The sequence below is a fragment of the Longimicrobiaceae bacterium genome, from assembly GCA_035936415.1.
GTDB lineage: Bacteria > Gemmatimonadota > Gemmatimonadetes > Longimicrobiales > Longimicrobiaceae > JAFAYN01.
This window is the reverse complement of sequence record DASYWD010000392.1, coordinates 1-9,112: the sequence shown is the minus strand read 5'-3', so window position 1 is coordinate 9,112 and position 9,112 is coordinate 1. Positions and strand designations below refer to the sequence as shown.

Annotated in this window: 10 protein-coding genes; 7 read left to right on the top strand and 3 right to left on the bottom strand. The window is 73.6% G+C overall.

The annotated features are described in order from the left end of the window. Positions 1 to 103 precede the first annotated feature (103 nt). Both VGR37_15955 and VGR37_15950 read right to left on the bottom strand, forming a co-directional pair. On the bottom strand, positions 104 to 742 hold the full coding sequence (locus tag VGR37_15955) for an SdpI family protein (protein ID HEV2148900.1): 639 nt from the start codon (positions 740 to 742) through the stop codon (positions 104 to 106). Further along, on the bottom strand, positions 739 to 1,011 hold the full coding sequence (locus tag VGR37_15950; protein ID HEV2148899.1) for an autorepressor SdpR family transcription factor: 273 nt from the start codon (positions 1,009 to 1,011) through the stop codon (positions 739 to 741). Before VGR37_15950 ends, VGR37_15955 begins: the two co-directional genes overlap by 4 nt. A gap of 197 nt (positions 1,012 to 1,208) precedes the next feature. On the opposite strand from VGR37_15950, the gene VGR37_15945 reads away from it, so the two are divergent. The 4 genes from VGR37_15945 (at position 1,209) to VGR37_15930 (ending at position 6,483) form a co-directional block, all read left to right on the top strand. Beyond that, positions 1,209 to 3,026, top strand: coding sequence for an ATP-binding protein (locus VGR37_15945; GenBank protein HEV2148898.1), 1,818 nt, complete (start codon positions 1,209 to 1,211; stop codon positions 3,024 to 3,026). 427 nt (positions 3,027 to 3,453) lie between these two features. Then, the gene (locus tag VGR37_15940) at positions 3,454 to 3,855 is read left to right on the top strand and encodes a hypothetical protein (protein HEV2148897.1); all 402 of its coding nucleotides are present in this window, start codon (positions 3,454 to 3,456) and stop codon (positions 3,853 to 3,855) included. Positions 3,856 to 3,901: 46 nt separating this feature from the next. Next, on the top strand, positions 3,902 to 5,152 hold the full coding sequence (locus VGR37_15935; protein HEV2148896.1) for a hypothetical protein: 1,251 nt from the start codon (positions 3,902 to 3,904) through the stop codon (positions 5,150 to 5,152). After that, positions 5,152 to 6,483, top strand: a complete 1,332-nt coding sequence (locus VGR37_15930; GenBank protein ID HEV2148895.1) for a cation:proton antiporter — start codon at positions 5,152 to 5,154, stop codon at positions 6,481 to 6,483. Before VGR37_15935 ends, VGR37_15930 begins: the two co-directional genes overlap by 1 nt. Positions 6,484 to 6,761: 278 nt before the next feature. Here the strand turns inward: VGR37_15930 and VGR37_15925 are convergent, their stop codons facing one another. Further along, positions 6,762 to 7,184 carry an SCP2 sterol-binding domain-containing protein gene (locus tag VGR37_15925; protein HEV2148894.1) on the bottom strand — a complete coding sequence of 141 codons (423 nt, stop codon included), beginning with the start codon at positions 7,182 to 7,184 and terminating at the stop codon, positions 6,762 to 6,764. Positions 7,185 to 7,485: 301 nt separating this feature from the next. On the opposite strand from VGR37_15925, the gene VGR37_15920 reads away from it, so the two are divergent. The 3 genes from VGR37_15920 to VGR37_15910 form a co-directional block, all read left to right on the top strand. Continuing rightward, positions 7,486 to 7,767: a hypothetical protein gene (locus VGR37_15920; GenBank protein HEV2148893.1), complete on the top strand. Its 282-nt coding sequence runs from the start codon at positions 7,486 to 7,488 to the stop codon at positions 7,765 to 7,767. Between the two features lie 167 nt (positions 7,768 to 7,934). After that, the gene (locus VGR37_15915) at positions 7,935 to 8,696 is read left to right on the top strand and encodes a hypothetical protein (GenBank protein ID HEV2148892.1); all 762 of its coding nucleotides are present in this window, start codon (positions 7,935 to 7,937) and stop codon (positions 8,694 to 8,696) included. Between the two features lie 117 nt (positions 8,697 to 8,813). Continuing rightward, a partial coding sequence (locus VGR37_15910) for a hypothetical protein (GenBank protein HEV2148891.1) occupies positions 8,814 to 9,112 on the top strand: 299 nt, incomplete at its 3' end.

Sequence of the window (9,112 nt, the reverse complement as noted above, 5' to 3'; positions counted from 1 at the left end):
GGTCTGCGCCGCGGCGCCGGTGGCGGCCGCGAGCGCGAGCAGCGCCGCCGCGAAGGCGGCCGGTCGGATCTTCATGGAGCAGTCTCCGGATGAGAGTGGCCGCTCAGCGCCGCCCCTCGCGGCGCCAGCGGACGAAGGAGTAGGCCGCCGGGACCGCCGCGGCCACGACGAATGCCGCCACGCCCACCGCGGGGCGCACCGGCGCCGGGAGGAAGAAGGCCGCGGCGATCACCAGCCCCCCCGCCACGAACGTCCACCCCGCCAGCCGGTGCGTGTCGCGCCACACGGCGTCGCTCGCCAGCGTCCAGGGGGTGCGCACGCCCACGAACCAGTTCGGGCGCACCCGCGGCAGGTAGTTGCCCATGAGGACGAAGAGGAGCCCGGTGAGCGGCCACATGGCCCGGCCGATGTCCACCGGCCAGCCGAGCGCCGCGCCCAGGGTGAGCACCTCCAGCGCGGCCATGAAAGCCACCACGATCTCGGCCAGGAGCATCCGCGTGGGGGTGGAGCGCTCCACCTCCAGGCGGCGCGGGTCGATCCGCCCCTGGAAACGCATCACGAGCCACACCAGCGTCGCCGCGGCGGGCGCGATGAACGCCGCCGGGAAGCGCGGCCCCCACCCGTCGATCTCGCCGGAGAAGCTCCAGTGGGTCGGGACCTCCGGGGGCAGCCGGCGGAACACGGCGAGCGCGAACGCCCACATCCCCACCAGGAGCACCGGCGCGAGCGGCCTGCGGATCATCGTTCCCCTCCCGTTCCAAAAAGGTCGAGCATCCCCTGCATGAACTCGTGCATCACCGTGGTGTCGAGCGAGTACACCAGGTGCTTCCCCCTGCGCTCCACCGTCACCAGCTCCGCCTCCCGCAGCACGGCCAGGTGGTGGGAGACGGAGGCTGCCGTGATGGGGAAGCGCCCCGCGATCTCCCCCGCCGTCAGGTCGCCCCCGCGCAGCGCCCGGAGGATCTCCCGGCGCGTGGGGTCTGCGAGGGCGCGGATCGTCCGGTCGAGCATGCGGTTGCGCGGGGAGCAGAACAATTAGACGACTTTCTAAATGTTCTTCGCGGGGCGCCGGATGTCAAGCGGACCGTGCGGCGGGAGGGTGCAGGCGTGCCGTTCACCCCTTTCTGCGCCTTGGCGCGTTTCTGGCACTTTCAGGAGCCGGGAACGACAGGCCGTACGACCTCATCCCCGCACCCGGGGCCGCGCCGATGCTGAAGACCCTGACCCTCCACTTCGGACCCAGCGGGAGCGTGCTCCCCCTCGAGCTCGCCCCCGGACCGATGACCGTTTTCGTGGGACCGAACAACTCCGGGAAGAGCCTCGCCCTCCGCGAGCTGGAAGAGTACCTGGAGACGGGGGGCGCCAGCGACCGCCGGATCGTGGCGCGCATGGAGCTGCACCTTCCCGGTGCGGAGGAGGCCGCGGAGATGGTGGAGGCCCGGCGGGTGGAGGGCGACCACGGGCCCGCGGGGTGCGTGCGGGTGTCGCGCCTGAAGCCCATGGGCGCGTACGTGAAGAAGCGCGCCACCGACGTGGAGGACCCGCCCACGGACCAGCTCATCGACCTGGCCGAGGTGCTCCGCATCCTGGGCTCCGACGAGGACCCGGACGAGGAGGAGGTTGCCCGCCTCTGCCGCGACTTCTTCGCGCTCTTCACCATCCGCCTGGACGGGCGGACCCGGCTGGCGCTCACCTACCCGCGCCCCCTGGGCGACCTGCAGCTCCACCCCACCAACCACCTGGCGGCGCTCTTCCGCGACGACGAGGCCCGCGCCCGCATCCGCGAGGTGACCGTGGAGGCGTTCGGGCTGCATTTCGTGCTGGATCCCACCGGGGGGACGCACCTGCGCATCCGCATGTCGCGCCGGGCGCCGGACGCCGCCTGCGAGGAGCAGGGGCTGGACGAGCGGGCGCGCGACTTCCACGCCGGGGCCACCGACATCGCCGAGATGAGCGACGGGGTCAAGGCGTTCACCGGCCTCACGGCCGCGGTGCTGAGCGCGGACTACCGGATCATGCTGGTGGACGAGCCCGAGGCGTTCCTGCACCCGCCGCTCGCCCGCAAGCTGGGGAAGCGGCTGACGCAGCTCGCCGCGGACCGCGACGCCCGGGTGCTCGCGGCCACCCACAGCCCGGAGTTCCTGATGGGGTGCGTGCAGGCGGGGAAGCGCGTCAACATCGTCCGCCTCACCTACAAGGGCGGGGTGCCGAGCGCCACCCTCCTGCGCGCCGACAGGCTGCACTGCATGATGCGCGACCCGCTGCTGCGCTCCAACGGGGTGCTGGGGGCGCTCTTCCACGAGGGCGCCGTCGTCTGCGAGGCGGACGCGGACCGGGTCTTCTACCAGGAGGTCAACGAGCGGCTCCTGGCGGAGGGGCGCGGCGGCGCGGACGGCTGCGTGTTCCTGAACGCCCAGAACAAGCAGACCATCCGCCGCATCCTCCGCCCCCTGCGGGAGATGGGGATCCCCGCGGCGGCGGTGGTGGACCTGGACATCTTCAAGGGGAAGGAGGACTTCCGCGACCTGCTGCGCTCCGCCTTCGTCCCCGCGGTGTTCGAGGAGCACTGGGAGCGCACCCGCGCCGCGCTCCAGCAGAAGCTCCGGGGCGACGACTACAAGGCGGGCGGCATCTACAACCTGCCCCGCGAGCACCGCGCCGCCGCGGAGGTTCTCCTGGACGGCCTGGCGGGCTACGGCATCTTCGTGGTCCCCACCGGCGAGCTGGAGTGCTGGCTCACGCACCTGGAGGTGGGCGGCCACGGGCCGGAGTGGCTGACGCAGGTCTTCGAGCGGATGGGGACGGACTCGTCGCAGCCGAGCTACCTGCGCCCGGGCGACGGCGACGTGTGGCGCTTTATGGAGCGGCTGGCGGCGTGGATCGGAGACCCGCTCCGCCGGGGGATGGCCGACGACGCCATCCCGCTGGACCACCTCCTCCCCCCGCCGCCGGAGGAGGACGAGGCCGGGCTGGAGGCGATGGAGGAGATGGACGTGCCGGAGGCGCTTCCGCAGACGGCCGCGTGAGCGGCGCCGGGGGCGGCGCGGGCTCGAAACTTGCACTTCGCCCCCGGCCGTGGTGCCGTTCGATCGAACGGAGACGCTCCCGTCCGTACCCAACGCCGGGATAGCAGAGGTACGAGGATCGGCCGCCCGGTGGCCACCTGGGTGGGCGGACCGTGAGGGAGACCCGGCCTCCGGAGTCGAGGCACCCGTGGGGCGCTGCGGCGTGGTCCGGAAGACACGCGGGGAGAGGCAGGTCCAGAGACGAGGTCTCCCGCGGCGGCGTGCAGGCGAGCCCGCAGGGCTGACGAAGGCTGCACCGCCGCCTGCCGGTTCGAGTCCGGCCGGCGTTCCCTGGGACCGGCCCCCGAGAGGGCGGCCGGTCCCTTCGTGTCTGCGGACCGTGCCTCCGCTGCCGCGCCCGCGCCCGCCCGAACCCGTGGAGGAGCGTATGCACCGCATCCTCGCCGTCCTGCTCACGGCGGCGGCCTGCCGGCCCGCCCCGGAGGTGGAGTTCGTGGCCACGCCGCTCTCCCCGGCCGAGGTGGAGGCGTGGTCCGCCGCCGCCATCCGCAGCGCGCACCACGAGATCACGGTGCGCCGCACCATCACCACCGGGTCCTGGTGCCGGACGCTGAACGCGGACGCGGTGCGGACCGGGAGCGAGATCACGCTGCGCGTGGTCGCCCGCGAGGCGGGGGACGACTGCCCCCCGGGGGAGGGGACGTGGGGGTACATGGCCATCATCCGCGACCTCCCCTCGGGGCGGTACGACCTCCGGGTGGTGCACACCTTCGCGACCCCGGGCCGCCCTTCGCGCCTGGTGCTCCGCCACCCGGTGCTGGTGGAGTGACCCGTCCCGCCACCGCCCCGATACGCTACCGCACGCACCCGGTCGAATGAGCTCGGCACTGGTCCTGATCGTGGTCGTCGTGGGCGGCTACCTGGCGGCGCACGTGGCGTCCGGGTGGCTGGCGCGCCGCTTCCTCATCGTCTCGGGCGCGGAGTACCTCCTCCTGGGGATCCTGCTGGGGCCGCAGGTGTCCGGGCTGATCGGCGCCGACGTGTTCGGCGGCTTCGCCCCCTTCCTGACGCTGGCGCTGGGGTGGGTGGGGGTGGTGGTGGGGGCGCAGTTCTATCTCCCGGAGCTGGTGCGCATCCCCGCGGCGCAGTACCGCATCGCCTTTTTCGAGGCACTGCTCACCCTGGCCGCCGTTTCCGCGGCGCTGACGCCGATCTTCTTCTGGCTCTTCCCGACGACGCCCCTGGAGGCCGTGATCCCTGCCGTGGCGCTGGGGGCGGTCGCCACGGGCTCCGCGCCCACCGGGATCGCCCTGGTGGCCCGGCGGCTGGGGGGCCAGGGCCAAGTGGTGCGGCAGCTCCAGCTCACCACCGCGATCGACGCGCTGGTGGCGATCGTCGCGTTCAGCCTCCTCCTCACCGTCAGCCACGCGCCCCCCGCGGGGAACGTGCGCCCCCCGACGGCCACGGAGTGGGCGGTGATCAGCGTGGCCATCGGCGTGGTGGGGGGGACGCTCTTCCACCTCTTCCTGGGAGAGGAGCGCAAGGTGGACCGCCTGTTCATCGGCCTCGCGGGGGCCACCATCCTGGCCAGCGGGGCGGCGGCGTACCTGGGTCTCTCGCCGCTCCTCCCCACCATGCTGATCGGGGCGATCCTGGCGAACACCTCCGGGAACCGCGACGAGATCCGCCGGGCGCTGGGGATGGTGGAGCGCCCGCTCTACTTCGTGCTGCTGATCTTCGCGGGCGCCGCGTGGGCACCCAGCACCCGCGCCTGGCTCCTCCCGGTGCTCGCCTTCCTGGCGGTGCGCACCCTCGGCAAGGTGGGAGGCGGCTACCTGGCGGCCCGGCTGAACGGCGCCCACGGGGTGCTGGGTTGGGGGTGGGGGCGGGCGCTCCTGGGGCAGGGCGGGCTGGCGGTCGCCATCGCGCTGAACTACATGCTGCAGGGGGAGACCCCGGCGGTGAACGTGGTCTTCACCGCTGTGCTGGTCTCGGTGCTCCTCACCGACGTGGCCTCGGCGCGGATCGCGGAGGGGGTGGTGGACTCGGCCCGGCGGAGGCGCGCGGCGACGTACGCGGCGGCGGCAGCGCCGCGGACGGAACGGCCCGCGGCGGAGGAGGCGTAGTGCGGAGGCTCTTCATCCTGGCCCTTCTCCTGGGGGGGATGCAGCTCATCTTCCCCCTGGGATCGCAGGGGCGCGGCTCGCAGGCGCTCCTCTCCTTCGGCTTCCTGATCCTGGCCGCCTACACCGTGGGGGAGCTGGCGACCACGCTCCGCCTCCCCAAGATCGTGGGATACCTGGTGGCCGGGGTGGTCTTCGGCCCGTACGTCCTGGGCACCGTGACGGTGGAGGGCGCGCAGCGCCTGGCCCCGGTGAGCCAGCTCGCCATCGCCCTGATCGCCTTCCTGGCGGGGGCGGAGCTGCGCTGGGGCGAGGTGAAGGAGCGCGGCCCGCTCCTCCTCAAGATGATGTCCGCGGAGCTGGTGGTGGCCTTCACGGCGCTCTTCGGGCTCCTGTACGGGTTCCGGGACTTCGTCCCCTTCCTGAGCGGCGCGCCGGACGCGCAGGTGCTGGCCTTCGCCCTCCTCTTCGCGGCCATCGCCATCGTGCACTCGCCGGCGGTCACCATGGCGCTGCTCACGGAGACGGGGGCGCGCGGGCCGGTGACCCGCACCACCCTGGGGATCGTGCTGCTGTCGGACGTGGCGGTGGTGCTCTTCTTCAGCGCCGCCCTGGCCGTGGCGCGGGCGCTGGTCCCCCCCTCGGGGGCCGCCGGGGGGACCTCGGTGCTGCTGGTGCTCTGGGAGATCGGGGGCGCGCTGCTGGTGGGGGCGCTGCTGGGAGGGGTGGTGGCGCTCTACCTCCGCTACGTGGGGCGGGAGCTGGTGTTCTTCGCCATCCTGGTGGCGTTCTTCGGGCTGGAGATCGCCCGGCTGGCGCACGTGGAGGTGCTGCTCACCCTGCTGGTGGCCGGCTTCGTGACCGAGAACGTCTCGCGCGAGGGCGAGGGCGAGGAGCTTCTGCACGCCATGGAGCGCTCGGCGGCCCCCGTGTTCGTGGTCTTCTTCGCGCTCTCGGGGGCGAAGATCCAGGTGGCGCAGGTGGCGGCGCTCCTCCCCCTGGTCATCCCCCTCGCGCTGGTGCGGGCGGGGGCGATCTGGGCCGGGATGCGGCTGGGCGGGCGGTGGGCCGGAGCGGGGGAGCCGGAGCGGAAGTACGCCTGGATGGGGCTGATCTCCCAGGCGGGGGTGGCGATCGGCCTCGCCACCATCGTCACCGAGGCGTACCCGGAGCAGGGGGCGGCCCTCGGCACGCTGCTGCTGGCGCTGATCGCCGTCAACGAGACGGTGGGGCCCATCCTGTTCCGGCGCGCGATCTACGCCAGCGGGGAGGCGGCGCCGGAGAGCGAGGGCGCGAAGCCGGCATCCGGGGCGCGGGCGGCGGCGAGCCATTAGCTTCCGCGCGTGGCGGTCGGGGGCGGGGGTAGTCTCCGGAAAAAGCCAAACTCGCTGCGCTCGAACACAAGGCTTTTTCCTCCGACCACCCCCACCCCCTCCCTGCAACCCTCTCCGCGATGGTGCCGAACTGCAGGTGCAGTGCTCCCCTCTCCCGCTTGCGGGGGAGGGGCCGGGGGAGGGGGCTCTGCCAACTCGCCCCGATGCCACCCCGGCGGGAAGCCCTCCCCCAGAATTGGGGGAGGGTGGCGGCTCTCAGGCCGCCGGGTGGGGGCCCCTCAGAGCCGGGGCGGCGGAAAGGTGGCCTCCACCGCCCCGGCGGCGGCGACCATCTCGCGGGCGGCGGCCGTGTAGCGGGCGAGCGAGAGGAGGCTCCCGCGGGCCAGGCGGAGGCGCCCGGTCATGACCGCGGTGATGGGGTCCAGCTCGCCGTCCAGGATGTGCCGCCAGGCGGCCGGGGTCGCGCGCATGACGTACGACACCTGCGCCATGTCGTCCTCGGTGGCGCGCCGGGTGCCGCGGCACTCTCCGCGGTGCAGGTCCAGCAGGAAGGCGCGGTCCTCCTCCACCCCCAGCGCGGGATCGCGCTCCATCACCAGCACCACCGGGGCCTCCCACTCCGCCGCGGCGCCCCGGTACACTTCGCGCCGGTTCAGCTCGTCGCAGCAGGCCTGGCTCCACTCCTCCGTGAACACCTCCATCGGACCGGTCCTCGAGTGCGGGTGCGGGTGCCGTCCGGGCGCCGGACGGCCGGAGGGGAAAGGGTACGCCGCACCGCCCGGAAGGGCAACCGCACCGGGGCGCGCGGAACCTCGGCGCCCGTGTGTGGCGAAAGATGGACAGGTCGCGTGCACGGGCGGGGACGCCCCGGGAACGCGCCCACCCGCAAAGCCTTGTCCTGTCTCGCGTTCGGCTGCCGCGGCGCTGGCACGCATCTGTCAGTAAGAAGCGCGGGGGGGGATGCCGTCCCCCCGTTCACTCCAATGGACCGGAGGGAGAACTATGGCACAGATTCGTGAGGAAGCGGTGCGGGCCGGCGCGGCGGTCCCGGTGGCAGGCGACCCGGCGGCAGCCGCCGTCGAGTTCCTGCGCAGGGAGCTCTCCGAAGAGGTGCAGGACCAGTTCCGTGAGGTGATCCGGGTGGACGCGCTGGGAGCGCTGGACGCCATCGTGGGGCGGGTCGTCCAGCAGATGCTGCGGTGCAACGGGTTCACCGAGCGGGTGCTGGGGGTGGAGAGCCTGGGCATCGCCTGGCGCGACCTGGTGCGCCGCGCCGTGGCCTGAGCGGCCGCGGGCGAACGGCTTGGCGGAGGGCTCCCGGGACGCGTCCCGGGAGCCCTCCGTGTGTTCGGCACCGCCGCGGCGTCCCGGAGCGTGCGGCGCGGGCCCGATCGGTACGATTGATGCACCCCGTGCCGTGAAGCACGGCATTCCCTGGACCCCGTACGGCGATGACCCGCTCCCGAGCCCTCCGCCCGCTCCTCGCCACGCCGGCGCTCGCGGCGCTCGCGGCGTGCGCCGGGCTCGGGCACGCCCCGCCCCTGCGCGACCCCGCGCTGCTGAGCGAGGCCCCGGCCTACCCCGGCGCCGGGTGCGCGGTGGAAGCGGTCCCGGAGGCGCTCCCCGCCGCGGAAGCGCTGGTGGACACCGGCGCGCTCGCCGCGGAGCTGGCGACGCTGCGGGCGGAGGGTGCGCTCCCCGCGGGACACGTCCTCTTCTCCATGGCGTACGCCCCCGACGGGGCCAACGTCCGGCGGGCGGTGATCGAGCACTCGGTGTCGCCGCGGCTGGCCGACTCGGTCCAGAAGCTGGTGTTCGCGCACCGGCGCTCGCTCCCGCCGCAGGAGGCGGAGTGGGGCGTGCGGCTGCGGATCGACCTGGACGCGGAGCCGCGGTTCCGGGTGGGGCGGCGGGAGATCTGCGCGCCGGAGCCGCGCAGGCAGGGGCTCCTCACCATGGCGGGGTGGTCGGACTCGCCGCTCCCGGACCCGTACTTCGAAACGTCCAGCGCCGCCGGCACCGTCTGGGTCCGGGTGCGGCTCGACGAGCTGGGGCGGGTGACCGACGCCCGGCTGGAGCGGGGGGTCGTGCGCCGCTGGACGACCGAGAACATGCTCCTCCACTACGTCCGCACGCTCACCTTCCGGCCGGCGGTGCAGGACGGCCGCCCCGTCCCCGGCGAGACCAGCATCCAGGTGCGCCTCCCCGGGTGACACCCCGAAACCCACGCCGTTCCTCGCAAAAGCACGCGCTACAACGACTTACCCGTCCTCCTCCGAGCTTCCGCGGAACGGTTGTTGCACTACCAAGTTACTGCGGTGCAGCCACTTATGCGATCGAGCGCCGACCGGCGCGCCACGGAGGAGATAGGCACCATGTTCAACAACCTGATCGCGTCGGAAGACAAGCGGAAAAAGGTACTGGGCCCCAGGACGCTGGTGGTCTCGGTCGCCGCGCACCTCGTCCTGCTGGGCGGGGCTTTGTACGCGGCGGCGAACGCGCCGGACCCCTCGGAGCGCAAGGTGGAAGAGCAGGTCACCTACATGGAGATCGAGCCCACCCCGCCGCCCCCGGCGCCCGAGCCGGCCCCGCCTCCGCCCCCGCCCGAGGTTGAGCCGGAGCCCGCGCC

What these genes read in the sequence shown, in the direction of transcription:
- VGR37_15955 (HEV2148900.1), bottom strand. Translation starts at nt 742, where the DNA reads ATGATCCGCAGGCCGCTCGCGCCGGTGCTCCTGGTGGGGATGTGGGCG.
- VGR37_15950 (HEV2148899.1), bottom strand. Translation starts at nt 1,011, where the DNA reads ATGCTCGACCGGACGATCCGCGCCCTCGCAGACCCCACGCGCCGGGAG.
- VGR37_15945 (HEV2148898.1), top strand. Translation starts at nt 1,209, where the DNA reads ATGCTGAAGACCCTGACCCTCCACTTCGGACCCAGCGGGAGCGTGCTC.
- VGR37_15940 (HEV2148897.1), top strand. Translation starts at nt 3,454, where the DNA reads ATGCACCGCATCCTCGCCGTCCTGCTCACGGCGGCGGCCTGCCGGCCC.
- VGR37_15935 (HEV2148896.1), top strand. Translation starts at nt 3,902, where the DNA reads ATGAGCTCGGCACTGGTCCTGATCGTGGTCGTCGTGGGCGGCTACCTG.
- VGR37_15925 (HEV2148894.1), bottom strand. Translation starts at nt 7,184, where the DNA reads ATGGAGGTGTTCACGGAGGAGTGGAGCCAGGCCTGCTGCGACGAGCTG.
- VGR37_15920 (HEV2148893.1), top strand. Translation starts at nt 7,486, where the DNA reads ATGGCACAGATTCGTGAGGAAGCGGTGCGGGCCGGCGCGGCGGTCCCG.
- VGR37_15915 (HEV2148892.1), top strand. Translation starts at nt 7,935, where the DNA reads ATGACCCGCTCCCGAGCCCTCCGCCCGCTCCTCGCCACGCCGGCGCTC.